Annotated in this window: 19 protein-coding genes, 1 riboswitch and 1 other annotated feature; of the genes, 11 read left to right on the forward strand and 8 right to left on the reverse strand. The window is 41.3% G+C overall.

Annotation, left to right across the window (positions count from 1 at the left end; genetic code table 11):
* Positions 1-26: 26 nt before the first annotated feature.
* From OMHG_RS12415 to refZ, 6 genes are all read right to left on the reverse strand, one after another.
* Complete coding sequence (locus OMHG_RS12415) at positions 27-1628, reverse strand: amidohydrolase (protein ID WP_010651194.1); 1602 nt, start codon at positions 1626-1628, stop codon at positions 27-29.
* A gap of 189 nt (positions 1629-1817) precedes the next feature.
* Positions 1818-2018 (reverse strand): alpha/beta-type small acid-soluble spore protein, encoded by a 201-nt coding sequence (locus OMHG_RS12420; RefSeq protein ID WP_010651195.1) that lies wholly within the window; start codon positions 2016-2018, stop codon positions 1818-1820.
* Positions 2019-2135: 117 nt separating this feature from the next.
* On the reverse strand, positions 2136-3338 hold the full coding sequence (thiI, locus tag OMHG_RS12425) for a tRNA uracil 4-sulfurtransferase ThiI (RefSeq protein ID WP_010651196.1): 1203 nt from the start codon (positions 3336-3338) through the stop codon (positions 2136-2138).
* Between the two features lie 6 nt (positions 3339-3344).
* Positions 3345-4484: a cysteine desulfurase family protein gene (locus OMHG_RS12430; protein ID WP_010651197.1), complete on the reverse strand. Its 1140-nt coding sequence runs from the start codon at positions 4482-4484 to the stop codon at positions 3345-3347.
* A 95-nt stretch (positions 4485-4579) separates the two neighbouring features.
* Positions 4580-6274 (reverse strand): septation ring formation regulator EzrA, encoded by a 1695-nt coding sequence (ezrA, locus tag OMHG_RS12435; RefSeq protein WP_010651198.1) that lies wholly within the window; start codon positions 6272-6274, stop codon positions 4580-4582.
* A 167-nt stretch (positions 6275-6441) separates the two neighbouring features.
* Positions 6442-7107, reverse strand: a complete 666-nt coding sequence (gene refZ, locus OMHG_RS12440) for a forespore capture DNA-binding protein RefZ (RefSeq protein ID WP_010651199.1) — start codon at positions 7105-7107, stop codon at positions 6442-6444.
* A gap of 172 nt (positions 7108-7279) precedes the next feature.
* On the opposite strand from refZ, the gene OMHG_RS12445 reads away from it, so the two are divergent.
* Positions 7280-7762 (forward strand): GAF domain-containing protein, encoded by a 483-nt coding sequence (locus OMHG_RS12445; protein ID WP_010651200.1) that lies wholly within the window; start codon positions 7280-7282, stop codon positions 7760-7762.
* 40 nt (positions 7763-7802) lie between these two features.
* On the opposite strand, the gene OMHG_RS12450 is transcribed toward OMHG_RS12445, so the two are convergent.
* Positions 7803-9650 carry a sensor domain-containing diguanylate cyclase gene (locus tag OMHG_RS12450; RefSeq protein WP_010651201.1) on the reverse strand — a complete coding sequence of 616 codons (1848 nt, stop codon included), beginning with the start codon at positions 9648-9650 and terminating at the stop codon, positions 7803-7805.
* Between the two features lie 420 nt (positions 9651-10070).
* On the opposite strand from OMHG_RS12450, the gene rpsD reads away from it, so the two are divergent.
* The 5 genes from rpsD to queE all read left to right on the forward strand — a co-directional run bounded on the left by rpsD (position 10071) and on the right by queE (position 13911).
* Positions 10071-10673 (forward strand): 30S ribosomal protein S4, encoded by a 603-nt coding sequence (gene rpsD, locus OMHG_RS12455; RefSeq protein ID WP_010651202.1) that lies wholly within the window; start codon positions 10071-10073, stop codon positions 10671-10673.
* A gap of 262 nt (positions 10674-10935) precedes the next feature.
* Positions 10936-11523 (forward strand): hypothetical protein, encoded by a 588-nt coding sequence (locus OMHG_RS17550; protein ID WP_010651203.1) that lies wholly within the window; start codon positions 10936-10938, stop codon positions 11521-11523.
* Between the two features lie 403 nt (positions 11524-11926).
* Positions 11927-11971: riboswitch (PreQ1 riboswitch) on the forward strand.
* Between the two features lie 83 nt (positions 11972-12054).
* The gene (gene queC, locus OMHG_RS12465; RefSeq protein ID WP_010651204.1) at positions 12055-12723 is read left to right on the forward strand and encodes a 7-cyano-7-deazaguanine synthase QueC; all 669 of its coding nucleotides are present in this window, start codon (positions 12055-12057) and stop codon (positions 12721-12723) included.
* Entirely contained in the window at positions 12723-13190 is a 468-nt protein-coding gene (gene queD, locus OMHG_RS12470) for a 6-carboxytetrahydropterin synthase QueD (protein ID WP_010651205.1), read from the forward strand. Before queC ends, queD begins: the two co-directional genes overlap by 1 nt.
* Complete coding sequence (gene queE / locus OMHG_RS12475) at positions 13183-13911, forward strand: 7-carboxy-7-deazaguanine synthase QueE (RefSeq protein ID WP_010651206.1); 729 nt, start codon at positions 13183-13185, stop codon at positions 13909-13911. Before queD ends, queE begins: the two co-directional genes overlap by 8 nt.
* 516 nt (positions 13912-14427) lie before the next feature.
* Here the strand turns inward: queE and tyrS are convergent.
* Positions 14428-15699, reverse strand: a complete 1272-nt coding sequence (tyrS, locus tag OMHG_RS12480; RefSeq protein ID WP_010651207.1) for a tyrosine--tRNA ligase — start codon at positions 15697-15699, stop codon at positions 14428-14430.
* A 56-nt stretch (positions 15700-15755) separates the two neighbouring features.
* Positions 15756-15966, reverse strand: a binding site (T-box leader).
* A 160-nt stretch (positions 15967-16126) separates the two neighbouring features.
* Between tyrS and OMHG_RS12485 the strand changes: the two genes are divergently transcribed.
* The 5 genes from OMHG_RS12485 to OMHG_RS18595 all read left to right on the forward strand — a co-directional run.
* Positions 16127-19099, forward strand: coding sequence for a transglycosylase domain-containing protein (locus OMHG_RS12485; RefSeq protein ID WP_010651208.1), 2973 nt, complete (start codon positions 16127-16129; stop codon positions 19097-19099).
* Between the two features lie 177 nt (positions 19100-19276).
* Positions 19277-19930, forward strand: coding sequence for a GNAT family N-acetyltransferase (locus OMHG_RS12490; protein WP_010651209.1), 654 nt, complete (start codon positions 19277-19279; stop codon positions 19928-19930).
* A complete protein-coding gene (locus OMHG_RS12495; RefSeq protein ID WP_010651210.1) occupies positions 19931-20581 on the forward strand; it encodes an acetoin utilization AcuB family protein in 651 nt (216 codons plus the stop codon).
* The gene (locus OMHG_RS12500) at positions 20578-21729 is read left to right on the forward strand and encodes an acetoin utilization protein AcuC (protein WP_010651211.1); all 1152 of its coding nucleotides are present in this window, start codon (positions 20578-20580) and stop codon (positions 21727-21729) included. Before OMHG_RS12495 ends, OMHG_RS12500 begins: the two co-directional genes overlap by 4 nt.
* A gap of 28 nt (positions 21730-21757) precedes the next feature.
* The coding region (locus tag OMHG_RS18595) for a hypothetical protein (RefSeq protein ID WP_161603065.1) at positions 21758-22058 on the forward strand (301 nt) is incomplete at its 3' end.

A 22058-nucleotide genomic window follows, 5' to 3' on the forward strand; every position in this document is an offset into this window, starting at 1 on the left:
TTTTGCGATTTAACAGCCGTTTTTCATTATGGTCGTGTATTTTTCCCCTTATATACGATTCTGCCATTTACCACTGTCATGGCAATAGGGATTTCATGTATTTTTTCATGATCGACTTTGAAAATATCTTCGTCCAGGATCGTAAAATCTGCCTTGTAGTTCTCCTTTATTAGCCCTCTTTCCGTTTCCTGGCCAATTGCGTATGCACTTCCTGTTGTATACAGATGAACCGCTTCATAAACGGACAATCTTTCTTCAGGATTATATATTTCACCATCGAAGGAGGACTTGCGAAGCACAGCTGCTTCTATTCCGAGTAATGGATCAACTTGTTCGACTGGGGCGTCGGACCCGCCCGCACAATTTATGTTATGTTTGAGGAGTGTTTTCCACGCATATGCATTCATTAGGCGCTGCTCACCGATTCGCTCGATTACCCACGGAAAATCTGAAGCCACAAATGTCGGCTGAATGTCAACAATGGCCGAAAGATGCTTCATCCGTTCCAATGTTTCCTCATCCACTAACTGGCCATGGATAAGACGGTCCCGATTTCCATTTTCCAATGGGTATTTTTCGATTACCTTTACGACTTCCGAAATTGCCTGATCGCCTATTGCATGGATTGCTACCGGCAATCCATGCTTTCTAGCATTTTTTACAAGCTCCTCCAGCCCTTCACCTGTATGCATCGGCACACCATTATTGCCAGGATCATCCTGATATTCTTCCATAAGCCATGCCGTCCTGCCGCCAAACGCCCCATCCGCGAAAATCTTTACGGCACCCAGCTCCACGAATTCAGTCCCGCTTCGATACCCAAGTCCCTCCTGAATCATATCATCCATTACTTCATGATGAACTAGAAGATGTGCCTTGAATTGCTTTGTCTGATTAAGCGTTTCTTGAAAAGCAGCCAATGTTTTATGAAAACCTCCATAATAATATAGATCTTCCGTATGTCCGCCCACAACCCCTTTAGAAAGTAAATCCTCTACTGCAATGTGGATCGCGTTTTCCAGATAGTCTTGCGAAACATCAGGCATCACACGTTTGATCAGATCCTGTGCTGCATCATGAAAATAACCCGTTGCCTCACCACCTTCATCACGTACAATTATCCCGCTCTTAGGATTCTCTGTATAACGGTCCACACCGGCAAGCTCCATTGCTTTTGAATTAGCAAGTAATGCATGCCTGCACACGCGTGTTAGCATCATTGGGTTCTCCGGACTTATTTCATCCAGTTCGGATTTATGAATGATGGATGGGAATTCCCACTGATTCTCGTTCCAGCCTTCCCCTATCAACCATTCACCTTTGGCAAGCTTTGCGGTTCGATTTTTCAAGGCTGCTTTCACTTCGTCTGCTGATTTCATTTGCGACAAATCCAAATGCAGCAGTTTTTCACCATGGCTGATCAGGTGCAGATGGCTGTCAACAAATCCTGGCAGCAGCGTTTTTCCCTGCAAATCTACTTCCTGATCGATTTGATGTTTGTATTGCATATGTAATAATGAATAATGTCCAACTGCTTTTATTATGTCATCTTCTGTATAAACGGCTTCTGCAGCCTTCCCTTCATTTTCTAAGGTGTAGATTTTCCCACCATGCCATAGTATTCCCATTCTGACTTCTTCCCTTCGCTGCAATTATCTATTTAGTTAAAACTTTAATACCACATAGTCAAAAAAGCAAGAAAAATTGGGAATATACTAAATTATAGTTATCGTTTATTGGTAAATGTAAGTTTTAACTTGCCAAAATAAAGAGCTACTCCCATATTGAAGAGTAGCTCCATCCATAAATATATTTAGTTATTTTGATCCGCCAAACTGTTGTTCAGCCATAGAAACAAGACGTTTTGTAATTTCCCCACCGACAGAACCGTTAGCGCGGGAAGTTGTGTCAGCACCAAGTTGAACACCAAATTCTGATGCAATTTCAATCTTCATTTGATCTAAAGCTTGTTGTACACCTGGAACTAGCAATTGGTTTGAAGAACTGTTATTTGCCATGTAGTTCACCTCCTTGGTACTTATAGAATGTCTCAGAGAAGGGTAAACCATGCACAAATAAAATTGGTAGTTTTTGTTTGTTTCCCTATATTTTGTTTAATGGGTTTATAACCAAAACTAAAATAGGTCGTGAAACGATTCCTCCACATTGGATTGATCAGTTATTTTAACCGTTTCAATCCCATTTATCGCTTCTTCAATGGAAGCGCTGAAATCATGAGTGGATTCATAATAGTTCACTTTTTCCCGTTTCGGCTTCGTTTTTGGTGACTTGGGAACGAAAATCGTACAACAATCCTCATATGGCAATATTGATGTTTCATATGTTCCGATTCTCTCGGATATTTGTATAACTTCCTGTTTATCCATTGTGATCAATGGACGAATTATGGGGTAGTTGGTAACCTCATTGATCGTATGCATACTTTCCATCGTCTGACTTGCAACCTGACCAAGATTCTCCCCTGTTGTTAAGGAAAGGATTGACTCTTTTTCACAGACACGCTCACTGATGCGGAACATCATTCGGCGCATAATTGTCATTGCATAATCTTCGGGCATCTCACGGAATATCTCCTGCTGCAGCTTGGTGAACGGGACGATATGAATCTTAATCGCTTTTCCATATTTTGTGAGCTGCCTTGACAGGTCAAGCACCTTTTGCTTAGCACGCTCACTTGTAAATGGAGGCGAATGAAAATGGATTGCCTCTAATTGCACTCCTCGCTTCATCGCCAGAAAACCAGCAACCGGACTGTCAATCCCCCCGGATAGAAGCAAAAGCGATTTACCGGATGTACCAACAGGCAATCCCCCAAGACCAGGAACGACGCTTGATGTTATATAGGTTGCTTCCATCCGGATTTCCACTTTAACTTCAAGGTCCGGATGATGCACATCTACAAGAATATCTTCCGTATTTTTCAGTAAATGCCCACCAAGTATTTGGTTCATTTCCTGGGAACGGATTGGAAAATCTTTTGCGATTCGTTTTACGGACACTTTAAATTTATGGATGTCCTCGTTCTTCTTTAATGCATATAATGATGCTTCTTTTATTTTTTCCAGATCATTTTCAACTTTAATTGCCAGGCTTAAACTGTGAATGCCAAAAACATTCTGCAGCTTGTCCATGACCGGTTCCGGATCATGCCCATTGAGCAGCACGAACATCCTTCCCTGTGTACGTTTTACTTTTGCGTTCGGAAATTCCTTGATCTTTTGCTGAATATTTTCCTGCAGCCGAATAATGAACTGTTTTATATTTTTGCCTTTTAAAGACATTTCACCATAACGGATTAAAATATGATCATATTGCATAATTATCTACTCCAGTGCTCTTTTAAATTGTCTTATTGCCTCTGCTAAGGCTTTTGTAAATATATTCATTTCTTCCATCGTATTATCATAGGTCAGGCTGACACGCAATGCAGTGGTTGATCTGTCGCGACCGAACCCACAAGCAGCGAGTACTTTGCTTTCATCCTTCAGCTTGGACGAACAAGCTGACTTGGTAGAGATAAATATCCCCTGTTCGCCAAGCATATGGATGATTACTTCCGGCTTTATCCCCGGTACTGACATATTGATAATATGTGGTGCTGCATTTTGCGGTGTATTCACTATAATCCCGTCCATGGTGCTCAGGACATCCAGCAAATACTGCTGCAGGTCCTCTAAATGCCGCCATTCATTCTTTTCACGTTCTTTTATAAGCCGTAAAGCCTTAACAAATGAAACAGCCCCAGCCAGGTTTTCGGTTCCTGACCGGAGGGACTGCTCCTGATTGCCACCATGGAATAAAGGGAATATTTTCGTATGTTTATTCACATACAGCACTCCAGTACCATTTAATCCATGGATTTTATGACCGGAGAAGGTGCAGAGATCTATCCCGCTATCCTTTAATTTTAACGGAACCTTTCCAAGTCCCTGTACACCGTCGACATGGAAAAACAGCTTCGGATATTTCTTTGCAATCTGTCCAATCTCTATAACAGGCTGAATAGAACCCATTTCATTATTCACATGCATGATGCTGATCAGAATGGTATCTTTTCGAATAGCTTTCTCCAAATCATCTACTGATACTACACCTTTTTCATTAACAGGTAAATAGGTCACTTCAAAACCAAGCCTTTCCAGACTATTGCACGCCTCTATAATAGAGGGATGTTCAATATCAGAAGTAATGATATGCTTCCCACGGCCTTGGTGTTCGAAAGCAATACCCTTAATTGCCGTATTATTTCCTTCTGTGCCGCCTGATGTAAAAACAATTTCCTCTGTATCGGTCCCAAGAAGTTCTGCTGCCTGTTTTTTGGCAGTCAATAGTAGCTTCTCGGCAGTTCCGCCTAATTGATGGATAGATGAAGGATTGGCGAAATAATTGTTTGTGACCTGCTGGAAACTCTCCAGCACAGATGGATCCGGTTTTGTTGTTGCGCTATTATCCAAATAAATCATCATCGGAAAACTCCTCACATTATCTATACACAAAAATGTAAGGCTGACTTAAGAAACGGGGAAATCCGGTTTCTTAATGACAGCCTCTTGGTTTCTTATCTATTTATGACCATCTGATTCTCTTCAATCCGTTTTAATGCGCCTGGCTCCACTTCTTCAATCGCCTTCGCAGCATTCTCAAGCGACAGTTCATATTCATATGCCCGGAATAGTCTCTCTGCCTCCTGCAGTTTGGCTGCAAGAACCGGATCCTGACTTCGATATCTGTTCGCATATTGGATGACCTGCTCCGTCAGATATGCCTGATCAAGCATAATTTCCACTTGCTCCGCTGTCTGATCGAGTGACATTTTTGCATCCGTTAAAGCCTTTTGAACGTTCATCATATCCAGTGGGTATTTCTCCAGTGTTTTGATGACTTGTTCATTTTTTTCAAAGGCCGTTTCAAAACTGGACCAGATAAAATTAGGTACACCGGGAATATTGCTTTTCTTCAATCTCCTGTTTAGGTAAGAGAGCTGGTTTCTCATTTCAGCAATCTTTTCCCGAGCTTCCATTTCATCTTTGCGCAGATTCTGGATGCTTTTCTTAAATTCTTCATGCTTGGCCTGCAGCTCTTCAATCTTTTGGAATCCATCTTCTACAAGTTCGCGTAATTCAGAATGTGTTTTGCCATCCTCTTTCATATCGACTTCAAGCTCATTCAGCTGCTCCCTTAATACGGAGATGGTTTTACCGACAGACAAGAATCGCTCCATATCATTATTCTCAACATAATAAGCCTTTTTTATTTCCTCTACCTCAAGCTTCGTCGCGTCGAAAGTCTCACCAAGCTCTGCCAATGACTGTTCATACATAGGGATATGTGCGTCCAAATAGTTCTTCGCATGTGCTTCACTCTCAAGCATATCATACATTTCTTTAATCCGTTCCTCTATTTCTGAAATGGTTTGTTCTGCATCTGTCATATCGCCATTTTCCAATTGCAGAAGCAATTCAGATAGCCGTTCCTGATATGTATGAATTTCCTTTGATAGCCCAAGATGTTTAATCCGGTAACCTTCTTCGGTCATCTCTTTGATTCCGGATAATAGACTGTCGAGCTGTGCAGGTGTATCATGTTTGCATTTTTTATAGACAGCCGGAAAGTCATTGAGTTTCTCTTCCAGTACAGCGATTTCCGCCTTTATATTTTTAACCAGCACGCTTGCTTCCAAATAATCCCCCGACTGAACAAGTTCGAAGTATCTGGTAACCCGTTCTTCCATATCATCAAGTCTGCTGTCAAAATATGATTCAGCCTTTCCGTACTGATAACGGCTTTGGGAAAGCAGCTTACGAAGGACTTTAATAGCAGGACCGATCTCCTCTGCCTCTTTTCTGCTTGTTTCCTCTGTTTCCAATAGTTCTTCAAGCTCAAGCAAAATGCTTTCAATATTATTTTCAATAGTTTGCAGCGTCGACTCGGCTGTGTTCAAAACACTTTTTGCTTTATTGAAGCGAAAGCGATCTGCTGCTTCTTCTGCATCGAAGAGATGTTCTTCTATGTTTGGAAGTTCATGTGTGATGATATGCTCCCAGCGGCCTTTCCAAGCTTCAAACTTTTCCTGTGTTTCCCCAGACAGATTTAAGGTTTTGATTTTACTTAACTGGGCTGCTACATTGCGCCCCATAATATCCATTTTCCAGTTTTCCAGGTTATCAACCTGGTCATAAATACGTTTTCTTAATATTAATGCAATAATAATGATAACAATGACTGCTAATACTATTCCGATGACGAAAACCATAAAATGCCTCCCAACCAGTTTCCAAAAGAGGTTACCCCTGTTAACATGCTGCATATTGCTTATTATTTCTTTTTTACATGTTTTTCTATAAGTTATCATAAATTTTATAAATACATTACTAATGATACCATGGATGATGGGTTTTTGGCTAAAAATATACAAATTTATTACTTATTCGTCAGGTTTTCTCCTTGCAATTTACTAACCGACACATTTTGTTCAGACTGAATTCTATTTTCGGTAATGAATTCGAGCCACTGTTGGATGATATTAACATAATTCCTTATGAATAGCCGGTGTGAATAATCGCCGATAATCTGTCCTTTCAGGTCATTGTGCAAAATATAGGGAGTAACGAGCATTCCTTTTAGCTGCATCAGCAAATATTGGCGTGTATCTCCTTTTACGCGACCATCTATCGCTTCGAAAAAACTCTGGCGTATAAAATAATTTTCCTTTGCCAAATATGTTACCGCCATTTCTCGGACGAATACAGAATCCAGCGACAGTTCCCTGTGAATAAAACATGTCAATTGATGGTTTGATTGTTTATACTGTATAATAGTGAAAATTAACTCATTTAGTTTTTCCAACGGAGAGAAGGTATTCGACTTCTCCATGGTTTCTTCCAATGTTTTCAGGTATATCTCATAATATTCGGCTACTGCATATTCCAGCAGGCCCTGTTTGCTTTTGAAATAATAGCTGATCAAGGACACGTTGACAGATGCTTTTTCGGCAATGTCCCGGACAGAAGTACCATCAAATCCTTTTTGGAAAAACAATGAGGAAGCGGCGTCGATTACTTTTTGCTTTGTTGAGTTCTTTTTCATTGTTAGTCATCTCCTTATATTGCCAGTTCACGGAATCGATACGTTGGAACATTTCGTTCCATATTACAACATTACGACAGTGAATCGTGAAATTCCTGCAATTTCTTCTCGACAAAAAGCATGATCGTGTCGAATTTCGCCAAACAATTTATCTTCTGAAGGAGGAGTCAACTTGTTCCAGTCAACCCAAACTCCAGGTACTAGAATAAAGGATTATGAGTTATTAATTAAACAATTGGATGCATTGTCAGAAGGAGAAAAGGATGAAATTGCCATCCTGTCCAATGCGTCAGCCCTATTGAATCAGTTTCTATCGGAGGTAAATTGGGTCGGATTTTATATTTGGAAAGACGATGAACTTGTCCTTGGGCCATTCCAAGGTCTTCCAGCCTGCATCCGAATCCCGTATGGTAAAGGTGTTTGCGGTACCGCTGTAAAAGAACATGAAACACAAAGAATCGCTGATGTTCACCAGTTCCCTGGACATATTGCATGTGACAGCGCAAGCCAATCGGAAATCGTCGTTCCCATCATCGTTGATGGCAATATTTATGGGGTACTTGATATAGATAGTCCAACAACAAATAGATTTGATGAAACGGATCAGATCCATCTCGAGAAATTCGTTAACATATTGGAAAAGCACCTGAAATAATGCTTTTGAGTATAGCAAAACTAGCAGCCAATCATAGCTGCTAGTTTTTTTTGACCTGATTTTTACCATTATTTTTCGCTTCATATAGTGCCTTGTCCGAATGGAGATAAAGTGTCAGCATTTCTTTACCGTCTCCCCGGACCCAGGCAGAGACACCTGATGATAAGGTAACCGATGGATCTGTCACAAGCTGTACTTGCCTGCTCACCTTTTCAGCAAGGGCACACCCTTCTTCCAATGACATTTCTGGTGCATAGATTGCCATTTCTTCGCCGCCCCATCTTGCAGAGATGTTATCTGCTCCAATATTGTTCGACAGGGTGTCTGCAACCTGCGTGATTACCTGATCCCCCATGTAATGGCCATACTTGTCATTTATTTGTTTGAAATCATCAATATCAAATAATATCAAAGCCCCCTGGTCTCCCTTAGCCATATGTTCTTTCACTTTTCCCTCTAAGTAGTTCCGCGTAAACAAACCTGTCATATAATCGGTAACCACTGCCTTCTTAAGCTGGTCCTTCAGGATTGTATTTGCCATTGCTAAAGCCGAATGAAAAATGATGGCCTGAATCAGCTTGAATTGGTCAAAGGTGAAACGGTAGGATTCCTGATGCAGGACTATGACAATTCCCAGCACTTTCCCACCCTTCATCACCGGAAATGCCATTACGGAGCGAAAGCGGTCTGAAATGATCTCGTCCTGTTCTAAGATATCTCCGCAAAAAAGCGGTTCTGTACAACGATTGGTTCTCTCTAGTAAATGATTCATGAAGATCCTGCCATCAACAGTATGGAAGAATGTGGAACTTCCGGACAGAACCTCTTGGCCACCTTCATTAATTGTAATAAATCCTATCTCGGCAGCCTGGCAAGTGGATAGAATCTGTGATTTCACCAGGCTGACAATTTCCAGTAAATCCAAATTGGAGTTCAACAGATGCGATGTCTTGTTGATCAGCGTCAGATCGGAAACCTGATGCTTGGATCTTTGGAACATGGTTGCTGCCTCAATAGCTTTCCCTGCAAGGTTAGTGAGTTCAACCAGAAACTGTTTTTCCATCTTTGGATAATAAACTACCAGTGGAACATTGATTTCAAGAACCCCGTAGATTCCTTGCTTTCCCTTTAATGGTGCATATATATATGTGGTTTTAATTTCCGGCATATTCTCTATCTGTAATTCACCTGTCAGAAAGGCCTTCGTGCTTAGACTATTCAAAGATTCCTGATTATAGTCTAGACTCTCAACAGGCAAGGCGGGAGAAACTTCAACATCCTGAGAAAGAAGAAAACAATAGGAGATGTCCGTGTAATTTTTCCTTAATACGTGCGACAATTCCGTCAGAATGGTCGTCATATCATTCGCCGTTAGAATTTGCTTGCTCAGTTCAAATAGTTCATGGCAATGCCATGAATTACTTTTCTTTGTATAGAACCTGCTAATCATATGAAGCAGGCTAGACGTCTCCCTTTTTACAATTTCAAAATAGGCTTCGGTTGGCACTTTATCAGAATAGGAAAATACGAATTGGAATTCCTCCGCATTATCTATAGTAAAATGCAAGCTTTTCATTTCGGTACTGTCTGATCCTTCAGCTAAAACAGTTTCCGCATTAAAAAGGGAATCTTTTTCTATGCTTCTATTAAAAATGGGGCTCTTATAAATGGAGCTTTCTTTTTGTAAATCCTCATCAATCAATTTGAATGCATGCTCATATTCCTCATAATAATACACCGCAGCATCCATTGGAGTTAAGTGGTTCTTCATTTCCCTAAGTATTTGTGATAAAACCTCTGTCCTGTTAAAATTATTGCCCATTATTTTGAAAAGCAGCTTAAAATAGGATTGCTGTATTTCTCCACCAGCGTTGGTCTCCGGAACCATTTGTATCACCTAGCTTACCTTGTAAATTTTTTAATGGTATATTTAATGGTAGAATTATGCTATATCTAATTGTTTTATATTGAATAAACTGTTGAATTTATTAATCATGTGTCGTTTATCCTGTATATTATATAATAACTAGTAATATTTTCCTATAAAAAGGCATCAGAAATGCAATTAATTTTGGCGGGTTGACTTTGCGGCAATATAATTATATACTATCCTTTGTGTAAAATAATTAGGTAGCCTATGTGAACCGACGCTTGAACCCATTTTGTTCCTCAAGAGCGGCATTTCCGCTGAGGTGTATCGTGTAACTCTCTGCTGCTGGAGCGATGGTACATGAAAACAAAATGGACAACGAAACGGACACGCGCGTTTTATTTTATGCAAATAAAACAAATAAAGGAGAATGTCCTTATGTCACGTTATACTGGATCAGTATGGAAAAAATCACGTCGTCTTGGCATTTCATTAACTGGAACCGGTAAGGAATTAGATAAACGCCCTTACGCTCCTGGTCAGCATGGACCGAACCAACGCAAGAAAATCTCTGAATACGGCTTGCAAATGCAAGAGAAGCAAAAATTACGCTTCATGTATGGATTGAACGAACGTCAATTCAAAAACTTGTTTGTAAAAGCTGGTAAAATGAAAGGTATTCATGGCGAAAACTTCATGATCTTACTTGAATCCCGTCTTGATAACCTTGTTTACCGTCTTGGTCTTGCACGTACACGCAGACAAGCTCGTCAATTGGTAAACCATGGTCATATCACAGTTGATGGCAGCCGTGTAGATATCCCATCATTTGCTGTTAAACCTGGTCAAGTAATCGGTTTACGCGAAAAATCCCAAAAGCTTGATATCGTTCAAGAAGCTATTGAAGTAAACAGCTTTGTACCTGAGTACACTACTTTTAATGCAGATGCTTTAGAAGGAACTTACTCTCGTTACCCTGAGCGTTCAGAGCTTCCAGCAGAAATCAACGAACAGCTTATCGTAGAATTCTACTCTCGTTAATAAGTTACATTCTATGTATAGACTAGTATTTCAAACCCTAGAAACCTTGTTATATCAATGTTTCTAGGGTTTTTCTATGTATAAAGGTTTCCAATTAAATGTATTCTCCCCCACTTTAATAAACGAACTTTTGGGGGAGATTTTTAATAAGTAAAACGTGGGTCAGTTGCTACGAATAAGTTTAAGCAAATAAGAGGAATTAAGATTAAATTGTCGAATATGAATATATGGATGAAGAATCTTATATAAAGGAGGTTTTATGTTGACTATACTAGAATTTACTTCTTCAGTTATTGATTCATTGGCATGGCCACTCGTCGTTCTGATCATTGCATTCATTTTGAGAAAGCCCATTATCAAAGTCTTTTCCAAGCTGAACAAATTAACGTATAACAATTTAGAAATGGATTTCTCACAGAAATTAGAGAGCATAGAGAACCAAATGGAAGCACAAGAGATGTCTGTCGGTGTCATGCAGACGGTCGATCCAGATAAAATAAAAAGGCGAAATATACTAACGGTCGCAAAGATATCTCCAGCAGCCGCCATTCCAATTTCCTGGTCTATGGTGGAGCAAGAGATTCTGTCAACAATCAAAAGATTATCTATTTCAGATTTCCCATCATCCAGCTCATCATCAAAAAATATAAACCTTCTAGCAGACGCTAATTTAATCGACAATGAAACTCGTAAAGCTTTTGATGAATTGCAAAAGCTCAGAAATGAGATAGTTCCTTCTAATCCAATTACGGATAATATTACTTATTCGGATGCCGAAAAATATTATCGACTATCCATTAGATTAATCCATATACTAAAGAGTCTACAGCGTCAAAATTCTAATCTTTAAAATTAAAGAGAGCATCACCTCTCCCCTTATATAATTATTCAACTTCGAAGACTGCAACAATTTTCAATGATCGTAATCCCTTTTATCCACCAATTTAACAATTTAGATATTCAAACTGACCCATTGTCTTCGTGAACATCAAGCAGCAGATTGACATAATCTGCTGAACCAGTGAGCTAAAAGCTGCCTTATCACAATCCAAAGAACACCTAACATTTGATTATTCTGTTGTGCTTTGAAACCAAATGCACTATCATCCCTGCGGCTAGAATACCAATCATCCGAACCCCAATTGAAATAGGCATTGGCTTGAATTCATCTGGTTTCAGGAGTTTTTTCTTTAAAAGAAGCGGCGTACTGTGCTATAATTGGATATGAAAATTAAATAAAAGTCTGCATTATTGCAGGAGAGGTTCTAGCTACACCCTCTATAAAAAACTAAGGATGGACTATACCTCCTTGTGGGTATGGTTTTTTTATGTTTATGGGTGTGTGGAATTCTCTTTTGATTGATGGAAGGAGAATTTTTTTATGGAAAAAAATAATAAAGCTGTCGTTGTATTCAGCGGCGGTCAGGACAGTACAACCTGCTTGTATTGGGCATTAGAAAAATTTGATCATGTGGAGGCTGTAACATTTGATTACAACCAGCGGCATGCAACAGAAATTGAGGCGGCGAAGGCTATTGCCGATGAACTGAATGTCCCCCACCATATACTCGATATGTCGCTGTTAAATCAATTGGCACCTAATGCCTTGACCCGGGATGATATTCAAGTGAAAGATGGGGAAAATGGAGAATTGCCATCTACCTTTGTACCCGGAAGGAATCTTCTCTTCCTCTCATTTGCTACCATACTGGCAAGACAAATTGGAGCAAAACATATTATTGCTGGGGTTTGCGAAACAGACTTCAGCGGGTATCCTGACTGCCGAGATATTTTTGTGAAGTCACTGAATGTTTCCTTGAATCTATCAATGGATGATCAATTTGTCATCCACACACCATTAATGTGGCTTAATAAGGCCCAAACATGGGAACTAGCAGATCAATTAGGGGCATTTGATTATATATGCGAGAAAACGATTACCTGCTACCATGGTGTTCGCGGTGATGGATGTGGAGAATGTCCTTCTTGTATTCTCCGGAAACAAGGTCTGGATACATATTTGAAACAACGTATAAAGGAGCTTTCCTGATGTACGGCTTTACCATTGTGGAAAACCTGCAAAAATTTGACAAAGACATAAAGCGCCATGAACTGAAATATCACAGAGAGCGTGTCCTCATCAGCAAAGAATTCACCTTTGATGCCGCCCATCACCTGCATTGCTATCAAGGTAAATGCAAGAATCTTCATGGCCACACCTATAGGGCGGTTTTCGGAATCAGCGGGTATACGGATGAGATTGGTATTTTAATTGATTTTAGTGAAATCAAATCCATCTGGAAAGAACAGATTGAAATTCATCTCGACCATCGCTATTTGAATGAGACCCTTCCGAAAATGAACACAACCGCTGAAAATATGGTTGTATGGATCTATGAAAAAATGAATCAAGTCCTGATCAATCGTCCTGATGATTGCAGGCTGGAATTTGTAAAGCTTTATGAAACACCTACCAGCTACGCGGAAGTAAGACGGGAGTGGATGATACATGAATAAGTTCCCTGTACTTGAAATATTCGGTCCTACCATTCAAGGAGAAGGCATGGTCGTCGGCCGTAAAACGATGTTTGTAAGAACTGCAGGCTGTGATTACAGCTGCTCCTGGTGCGATTCTTCATTCACCTGGAACGGCAGCGCAAAGGTTAAAATCGAGAGACTTACCGCCACTGAAATCATGGAACGATTAGATCAGACAGGCGGCAATCATTTTGACCACGTTACCATCTCTGGCGGAAACCCCGCCCTGCTAGCAAACCTCCATGAACTTATCGCTCTATTGCATGAACATGGAATGGAAGTCGCACTCGAAACCCAGGGAAGCCGCTGGCAGGAATGGTTCCTCCAAATCGATGATCTGACCATCTCGCCAAAACCGCCAAGCTCAAGAATGAAAACAAATTGGAAAACATTGGACTTTATTATAGCTTCATGTACAGAACATAATCGTTTGAAGCATATGAGTTTAAAGATTGTTATTTTTGATGAAGAGGACCTTCATTATGCCGAAACCGTCCATAGACGCTACCCAGAAGTTCCTTTCTTTCTACAAGTAGGCAATGATGATCTGGAAGAAAGCGTTCCTGCAAATCTTGCCGGAACCTTATTAACTAAATATGAATGGCTCATTGACAAGGTAATGCAATCCCCAAACCTAAATCACGTCCGTGTGCTTCCACAAGTGCATGCCCTTGTTTGGGGTAATAAACGAGGCGTCTAAAATCATACAACGCCCTCCACCCTTTTGGAGGGCTTTTTTTAATGCTTGCATTTAAACAGATTCTAAGAACGCCAGCCGGCCGGGAAGCCTGTGCGGGATGCAGGGTGCGGTGCGGGGTGCGGGATGCGGGGTGCTTGTCCTTCTCAGTTTCTGCTACAGAAGCGATTAATTTGTGAACATCAGCATTTATATTGTGAACATCAGCATCTTTCCTGTGAACTTCAGCGTTTTCTCTGTGAACATCAGCATTTCTCCTGTGAACTTCAGCATTTCCTCTAAACTTCAGCATTCCCTCTAAACTTCAGCATTCCCTCTAAACTTCAGCATTCCCTCTAAACTTCAGCATTCCCTCTAAACTTCAGCATTCCCTCTAAACTTCAGCATTTCTCCTGTGATCATCAGCATTTCCTGCTACTAGAAATTTCTCAAGCAGTCCTCGAATCCGCATCGGATCATATAACTCCGCTCCATCACTTAAACACAAAATAAGCACCAGCCTAAGCTGATGCTTTATCGTTATTTATAGGTTACAAGAAAATATTTCTTTTTCCCTCTTCGTATAATGGTGAATTGTTCTTCGATCCGGTCTTCAGAAGTTATGCTGTGGTCCAGATTCTGGACTCTTTCTCCATTAATATAGATTGCACCGCTTTTCACATCTTCTCTCGCCTGTCTTTTCGAAGAAGAAATGGAGGCATTTACAAGCAATTCAATCAGAGGGATATCCTGTTTTTCTGTTTCAAAGGTTGGTACGTCCTTGAATCCTTGTTCGATATCGTCTGCTGATAGTTCTTTCAATTCGCCATTGAATAAAGCTGCTGAGATTTTTTCAGCTTGCGTAAGCGCTTCTTCACTATGAACGGTGCGTGTCATTTCCTGTGCAAGGCGTTTTTGCGCGATGCGATTTTCCGGACGGTTCTCTAGTTCTTCCTGCAGCTCGGCAATTTCTTGGGCTGAAAGGAATGTAAAATAGCGAATGAATTTGATAACATCACGGTCATCTGTATTTATCCAGAACTGATAGAATTCGTAAGGTGTCGTTTTGTCCGCATCCAGCCAAACAGCGTTACCCGCAGTTTTCCCGAATTTGGTTCCATCCGCTTTTGTAATCAATGGCACGGTTAAACCGAATACTTTAATTTCCTCAGCCTGGTCTTCTCTGGAACGGCGGATAAGCTCCATTCCTGCCGTGATATTGCCCCATTGGTCGCTGCCGCCGATCTGCAGGGTACAGTTCTCTTGCTCATACAATTTCAGAAAATCAAGAGATTGCAGGATCATATAGCTGAACTCTGTAAATGTGATACCTTTTTCAATACGGGCAGAAACAGATTCCTTGGCCAGCATGTAATTAATTCCGAAATGCTTTCCGGCATCCCGCAGGAAATCAATTACACTCATGCTGCCCAGCCAGTCATGGTTATTTCTCGATAGTACCGGATTATCGTCCTGCTCCAGATCAACAAGTTTTCCAATTTGCTCCTGGATTTTGGAAGCATAGCCCTGTACCACTTCCGCTGTATTCAGTGATCGCTCACTTGATCTGCCGCTTGGATCCCCTATCATGCCTGTGCCTCCGCCAACCAATGCTATTGGCTTATGACCAGCCTGCTGAAATCGCTTCAGCATCGTTAGCGGGACTAGATGACCGATATGCAGGCTGTCGGCTGTCGGATCGAATCCACAGTACAATGTTATTTGATTTTCCTTTAAATGTTTCTCCAGTCCTTCTCTATCTGTTGTTTGATGAATTAGCCCACGGCCTTCCAGATCTTGTAAAATGTCCATTTTCACACACTCCATCCACTTTATTAAATGCAAAAAAACCCGTCTCTTATCGTTGGATAAGGGACGAGTTTAACACGCGGTACCACCCTTGTTGCCGGAAAACGGCCACTTGGAATTGTTAACGATGTCTCCACCGATCTTTTGAAATACGATCAAAAGAATTGCTCCAGATTGTAATTCGTCTGCAAATATGTACTGGCTTGCACCTGCCGCCAGCTCTCTTTAAGATTGCGCTTGTAAGAGATTCTCTCTCCTATTCGCTTCTTTAACAGGGATTTGCATAACTACTGCGATCTTTCTTAGCAAAAAGTATTATGATACATTCATAACACATCTGTAATATTATTGCAATATATATTTCCCATTTATTGTACAACATAAATTGCTCTTATGCTATAATTATAAAAGAATTTTAGGGGGTTTACAAATGAATTACAAAGAAAAGTTTCATGAATATATGCAGAAATCAAGGTCGATATGGAAGACCGGAAAGGTACAGCGATCATCCAGAATCACCTATGATGTTGTCTGGAATATTATCTTATTAATTCTTGTGGTAGGTTTTATCGGATCTATATTTGCAGGTGCAGTCGGCGCGGGCTATTTTGCATCTCTCGTAAAGGACGAGCCAATCCGAAGCAAGGAAGCAATGGCAGAGGACATATATAATTACTCAGAGACTTCCAAGTTATATTTCGCGGATAATGTCTATTTTGGAGACGTCAGATCGGACATTCAGCGCGAGGAGACAACATTAGAAAAAATTTCACCCACACTGCTTGACGCAGTAATCGCTACAGAGGACCAATATTTCACAGAGCATCATGGTGTTGTTCCCAAGGCCATTCTTCGTGCTGTTGTACAGGAAGCAACAAATGCTTCTATTCAAACAGGCGGAAGTACATTGACACAACAGCTTATCAAAAACCAGATACTCACCAATGAAGTCTCCTTTGAAAGAAAAGCGAAAGAGATTTTACTCGCACTCCGCCTGGAGAAATTCTTCGAAAAAGATGAAATCCTAGAGGCATATTTAAATATTATTCCTTACGGCCGTAATTCGTCTGGCACGAATATAGCCGGAATCCAAACGGCTGCAAATGGAATTTTCGGTATCAGTGCAGATGAAGTCAATCTTGCTCAGGCCGCCTATTTGGCAGGACTCCCGCAAAGTCCTTCTGCATATACCCCCTTCCTTAGTACAGGCGGACTTAAGGATGAGGCAGGTATTCAGCCTGGAATAAACCGGATGAAAACGGTATTGAACAGAATGTATGAAGCAGAATACATCACAAAAGAACAATACGATGAAGCAATGGCTTACGATATTGCTGCAGATTTTAAAGAAGAGGAATCTTCGCCAATTGAAAAGTATCCATATCTTACGTACCAATTAGAAAGTGAAGCAAAAGAAATCATAAAAAATCAATTACTTAAAGAGGACGGCTATACCGCAGAAGATATCAGCGGCAATGAAGAGCTGGATGAAGAGTATGAATTATTGGCAGAACGTGCCATGCGATTGAATGGTTATGAAATCCATTCGACAATCGATAAGGAAATCTATGACGTATTTCAGGAAATAGCTAAGAACTATGAGCATTACGGAAAGGATAGAACCTTTACCGTAACCAATGAAGAAACAGGAGAGTCCCAAGAAGTCACCGAAAAAGTACAAGCTGGCGGCATGCTGATTGAGAACAGTACCGGCAGAATCATAAGCTTTGTCGGTGGACGCGGATACAGTAATGAGAATCAAATAAATTATGCATATAGACAACGTTCTCCCGGCAGTACGATTAAACCCCTGCTTGACTACGCGCCAGCAATGGAAGCAGGAGTAGTACAGCCCGGTACACCGATTGCCGATGTTGACAGGACATTTAAATTTCCAGGGTATAATTCCTATTCCTTGGGGAACTATGGCGGCGGCTATCATGGACTAGTGTCAGCAAGGTATGCATTGGCACAATCCTATAATATACCTGCAGTGGATACCTACTTACGAAACTATGCGAATGATCCTACTCAATATCTTGAAAAGATGGGAATATCGCTATCCGAAGGGGAAAAAAGCTATCCATCCATGGCAATTGGAGGCATGGACTATGGTGTGACTGTTGAGCAGAATACCAATGCATATACGACTTTTGGAAACAACGGAAAATTTGCTGAAGAATATATGATCGAGAAAATTACAACGAATGACGGCGAAACGATCTATGAACATAAAGTAGAGCCTGTCGATGTCTTTACACCGCAAACCAACTACCTGACACTTGATATGATGCGCGATGTAATTTCCGGCGGTACTGCAAGATATCTTCAGTCACAATTGAAATATGGGAATGTCGATTGGGCCGGTAAGTCAGGTACATCACAGAGATATCATGATGCATGGTTTGTTGCGACCAATCCTAATGTTACGCTTGGCACATGGATAGGATATAAGACGCCATCATCGATTGATGACAAATCCTACCCATTAAGCTACAGCCAGCGGAATCAAAATCTATGGGCACGGCTGATTAATGCTGCCAGTGACATTCGACCTGACCTTGTCGCACCATCAGAACGGTTCGAGCGTCCGGATGGCGTGGTAGAAAAGAGCTATTGTGCCGTTTCAGGTATGCTTCCTTCAGAGCTATGCGAAAAGGCAGGACTCGTTAAAACAGATCTATTCAATGCCAAGTATGTGCCAACGAAAAAGGATGACAGTCTCATTACAGGTAACCAGGTTATCGTAGACGGCAAATCCGTCATCGCAGGATCTGACACCCCAGCTGAGTTTACAGAAGGCGATGGACTTACCTTCAATCCGGCTTGGCTGGAACGAATGGGTTATGAAAATATTGGTGATTTGACCCAACTCTACCCGAGATCGGAAACAGACAAATGGAAGAAGATCGGAATACCAAAAGGTAAAGCCGGCAGTTCCATTTCCGATGATGGAAAAGCACCAGGTAAACCGACTTCCCTTAAAAAGTCCGGCAGCCATTTAACTTGGAAAAAACCAGGCAGCAAGGATGTTGTCGGCTATCGTATCTTCCGGTCTAACTCACCAGGAAGTGATTTCAAACTTATCGGAAGCACTACCTCTACTGATTTTGGAATCGGAGATGAAAATGCCGTTTATATGGTTAAGGCAGTAGACTATTTCGGCATGGAATCCAAGGCGTCCAGTGAAGTCATTGTCGGCCAGCCGAAAAAGGATGAAAAGGAAACACCTGATAAAAAGGACAAAAAGGATGATAAATCAGAGAAACCTGACGAACAAGATAAGCCAGAGGAAAATCAGGATGATGATAATCAATCCGATGAGGAATCTTCAGACGACGAAAATCGCGACCAAGAGGATACTGAATCTGAATCCGGGCAGGATGAGGGCGACGAAGAATAAATCATGCACGACTACCAAGGGAGCAAACTCTGCTCCCTTTTTTATTTTCCTCAGACCGGTCACATCTCCTCCCTTCCACCCATTAATCATTGGCATTACTTTCACAAAATACTAAAAATAATCATAAATTTCCTGTATAATAAAGATGAAAGCGCATCAAATACAGGTGGTGAACAAATGGAACATGTAAAAACATATCATTCGTTAACATATAAAACAGAGCTTGGACCAATTGTTATTGAAGGACCACTGCATTCAAATGAACTGAAGCAATATCACTTTCATGAAAAATTAACCGCCTTTCGTCCCGCAGAAAAGCAATTTGAAGCCCTTCTGAGCATTGCTGACTTTCCAGAAGGAAGAATTCTCGTCGCACGAACAGCGAGCACGATAGTTGGCTATGTCACCTATTTGCATCCGGACCCCCTTGAACGATGGTCGGAATTTAACATGGACGATTTATTGGAATTGGGAGCGATTGAAATAATTCCCGACTTTCGCGGTGCGGGAGTCGCTTCGAATTTACTGAAAGTTTCCATGCTGGATCGTTATATGGAAAACTATATTGTTATATCAACTGAATATTATTGGCACTGGGACTTGGATGGGACAAAACTGAGCATCTGGAATTACCGAAAAGTAATGGAAAAGATGATGGCAACAGGCGGCTTGCTCCCTGCACCTACCGATGACCCGGAAATCATTTCCCATCCGGCGAACTGCCTGATGGTCCGAATCGGAAAAAATGTATCTGAGGAATCAATCGAGAAGTTCGATAAGCTCCGCTTCTTGGCAAGGAATAAATATCGGAATATGAGAGAGGGATTATAGATGCTGGTTGAAGAGATTATGAAGACTGATGTAATTACCCTGCCTCCTACAGCAACCATTGCGGAGACACTGGTAATCCTCCAGGAAAATAAGATAAGACATATCCCTATCGTCGATCGGGAAAATGCTGTAATTGGAATCGTTTCGGATCGGGACGTGCGAGATGCAAGCCCATCCATTCTCCTTAAGGATGCTGATCAAGGAGAATTGGAACATGAGATTCAGACAATCATGAGTCATCCGGTTGTGACGATACACCCAATGGATTTCGTCGAAGAGATTGCATCCATTTTTTATAATAAGGAAATTGCATGTCTTCCAGTTGTCTCTGGAAGCAGGCTTGTCGGAATCATTACGGAAAAAGATATGCTTCATACGCTGATCCAATTAACCGGCACCCACGTCCAAAGCTCACTTATTGAGGTAAAGGTCCCCCATCGCCCGGGAATATTACCGGAAGTCGCTACCATCTTCGGTAAACGTAAAGCGAATATTGTTTCCGTCTTAATTTATCCATTCGGAAATGATCCAGACTATAAGGTGCTCGTATTTCGAATTCAAACCCTTAATCCCATGCCTGTGATTCAGGATCTGAGAGACGCCGGATATCAATTAATGTGGCCAAATAATATACCGGGGCCAAAACGATGAGCAGCAATCCAGGATTCGTTTTTTCCGATGACTTTCTAATTTATCATTTTAATGAAGAACATCCTTTCAATCAAAAAAGGGTGCTCCTCGCAAAAGAGTTATTGGAAGCTAGTGCAATGTTATACGCTCAAGACATCATACCTCCAAGAATGGCCACAGAGGAGGAAATCGGTCTTTTTCATGATAGAGCTTATATCAATGCGGTCAAGCAGGCAGATAGCTTAAGTGAAGACGAAGCATATGAATATGGCCTCGGCACAGAAGATACTCCCATCTTCCCAAATATGCATGAAGCAAGCAGTTTTGCCGTGGGAGGTACCTTAACCGCTGTCGATGAAGTGCTGACAGGCAGACGGGACCACGCTTTGAATCTAGGTGGAGGCCTCCACCATGCCTTACAAAGAAAAGCAGCAGGATTCTGTATTTATAATGATTGTGCCATCGCCATTAAATATATCCGAGAAAAATATAATCTCAAGGTGTTGTATGTTGACACGGACGCACATCATGGAGACGGTGTCCAATGGGCTTTCTATGACGATCCGAATGTATGCACCTTTTCTATCCATGAGACAGGCAGATACCTTTTTCCCGGAAGCGGAAACGTGAGTGAGCGCGGCATCAAACAAGGTCATGGCTATTCCTTTAACCTGCCAATCGATGCATTTACACAGGATGAATCTTACCTACATTCCTATGAAACCGCATTCAGAGAAATTGCCAAGTTCTTTAATCCGGATATAATCATCACACAAAACGGCGCGGATGCACACTGCTTTGACCCATTGACACACCTGTGCGGAACAATGGAGATTTTTAATCGAATCCCTCAGCTAGCACATGAACTCGCACACCAATACTGTAACGGAAAATGGATTGCAACAGGTGGCGGCGGCTATGATATGTGGAGAGTTGTCCCCAGGTCATGGGCACAGATTTGGAACGTAATGAAACAAGATTCTCCTGCAAAAGGAATAATCCCTGCAGAATGGCGAGCCAAATGGCAACGCGAAGCCCCCATCGATCTGCCAAAATTTTGGCATGATACCGATGAAGCTTTCCCTGAGATACCAAGGAAAAAAGATATTACAGAAAAAAATAATTCACTGCTGGAAAACCTATTAAAATATGCTAAAACGATAAAATGATAAGCAATATTTGAAGTGAAACTGCGGTATGGCAGAGGCGGACTTTTCCCGCGGCATTGCTGGTTATTCCGCAGTTTTGCTGTTTTTTCCGCGGTTTTTCTGTTTATTCCGCGCTTTCGCTGTTTTTTCCGCGCTTCTGTCCGTTATTCCGCGCTTCTGCTCTTTTTTCCGCGGTTCTTCTCGTTATTCCGCGCTTTCGCTGTTTATTCCGCGGTTCTTCTCGTTATTCCGCGATTCTGCTCTTTTTTCCGCTGTTCTTCTCGTTATTCCGCGGTTTTGCTCTTTTTTCCGCGGTTTTTCTGTTTATTCCGCGCTTTCGCTGTTTTTTC

The sequence above is a fragment of the Oceanobacillus massiliensis str. N'diop genome (assembly GCF_000285495.1).
In the GTDB taxonomy this organism is placed as follows: domain Bacteria; phylum Bacillota; class Bacilli; order Bacillales; family Amphibacillaceae; genus Oceanobacillus; species Oceanobacillus massiliensis.

What these genes read in the sequence shown, in the direction of transcription:
- OMHG_RS12415 (WP_010651194.1), bottom strand. Translation starts at nt 1,628, where the DNA reads ATGGGAATACTATGGCATGGTGGGAAAATCTACACCTTAGAAAATGAA.
- OMHG_RS12420 (WP_010651195.1), bottom strand. Translation starts at nt 2,018, where the DNA reads ATGGCAAATAACAGTTCTTCAAACCAATTGCTAGTTCCAGGTGTACAA.
- OMHG_RS12500 (WP_010651211.1), top strand. Translation starts at nt 20,578, where the DNA reads ATGAGCAGCAATCCAGGATTCGTTTTTTCCGATGACTTTCTAATTTAT.
- refZ (WP_010651199.1), bottom strand. Translation starts at nt 7,107, where the DNA reads ATGAAAAAGAACTCAACAAAGCAAAAAGTAATCGACGCCGCTTCCTCA.
- OMHG_RS12450 (WP_010651201.1), bottom strand. Translation starts at nt 9,650, where the DNA reads ATGGTTCCGGAGACCAACGCTGGTGGAGAAATACAGCAATCCTATTTT.
- thiI (WP_010651196.1), bottom strand. Translation starts at nt 3,338, where the DNA reads ATGCAATATGATCATATTTTAATCCGTTATGGTGAAATGTCTTTAAAA.
- rpsD (WP_010651202.1), top strand. Translation starts at nt 10,071, where the DNA reads ATGTCACGTTATACTGGATCAGTATGGAAAAAATCACGTCGTCTTGGC.
- tyrS (WP_010651207.1), bottom strand. Translation starts at nt 15,699, where the DNA reads ATGGACATTTTACAAGATCTGGAAGGCCGTGGGCTAATTCATCAAACA.
- OMHG_RS12495 (WP_010651210.1), top strand. Translation starts at nt 19,931, where the DNA reads ATGCTGGTTGAAGAGATTATGAAGACTGATGTAATTACCCTGCCTCCT.
- OMHG_RS12490 (WP_010651209.1), top strand. Translation starts at nt 19,277, where the DNA reads ATGGAACATGTAAAAACATATCATTCGTTAACATATAAAACAGAGCTT.
- queE (WP_010651206.1), top strand. Translation starts at nt 13,183, where the DNA reads ATGAATAAGTTCCCTGTACTTGAAATATTCGGTCCTACCATTCAAGGA.
- OMHG_RS12485 (WP_010651208.1), top strand. Translation starts at nt 16,127, where the DNA reads ATGAATTACAAAGAAAAGTTTCATGAATATATGCAGAAATCAAGGTCG.
- queC (WP_010651204.1), top strand. Translation starts at nt 12,055, where the DNA reads ATGGAAAAAAATAATAAAGCTGTCGTTGTATTCAGCGGCGGTCAGGAC.
- queD (WP_010651205.1), top strand. Translation starts at nt 12,723, where the DNA reads ATGTACGGCTTTACCATTGTGGAAAACCTGCAAAAATTTGACAAAGAC.
- ezrA (WP_010651198.1), bottom strand. Translation starts at nt 6,274, where the DNA reads ATGGTTTTCGTCATCGGAATAGTATTAGCAGTCATTGTTATCATTATT.
- OMHG_RS12430 (WP_010651197.1), bottom strand. Translation starts at nt 4,484, where the DNA reads ATGATTTATTTGGATAATAGCGCAACAACAAAACCGGATCCATCTGTG.